1 pseudogene is annotated in these 476 nt (G+C 61.8%); it reads left to right on the top strand.

Annotation, left to right across the window (positions count from 1 at the left end):
* Positions 1-17: 17 nt before the first annotated feature.
* Positions 18-476, top strand: a pseudogene (locus AC5ZG5_RS46445) (ISNCY family transposase); the annotation flags it as partial.

Genomic DNA, 476 nt, shown 5'->3' with positions numbered 1-476 from the left:
GGAGCGCAGGGGCAACGATGGGGCGATTGAGCATGGCGACGCGCAAGGAACTGAAGTCTGCTTTGACGCGGCGCTACAGGATGTCGAGCCGTGTCGAAAAGGGCCGCATCCTCGACGAGTTCGTTGCGATCACGGGCTTCCATCGGAAGCATGCGATGCGGTTGCTGCGCTGCGATTCTGAGGGCCAGACAGCGGGTCGCCGCAATCGTCCGCGGCTCTACCAAGATGCGGAGAGAACTGCGCTGATACTGCTTTGGGAGGCCGCAGACCGGGTGTGCGGCAAGCGTCTGAAGGCCCTGTTGCCGATCTTGATTGAATCGATGGAGCGGCACGGCCATATCGACCTGGCGCCAGAGATTCGCGCTAAATTGTTGACGATGAGTGCGGCGACGATCGACCGGGCACTTCGATGCGTTCGTGAACAAAGCGGTCGGCCGCGTCGTCGCTCGGTAGCAAGTGCTCTGCGACGCAGCATC

It is taken from the genome of Bradyrhizobium sp. Ses1, from assembly GCF_059512365.1.
The sequence above is the reverse complement of the archived record's forward strand: the minus strand, read 5'-3'. Positions and strand labels throughout refer to the sequence as shown.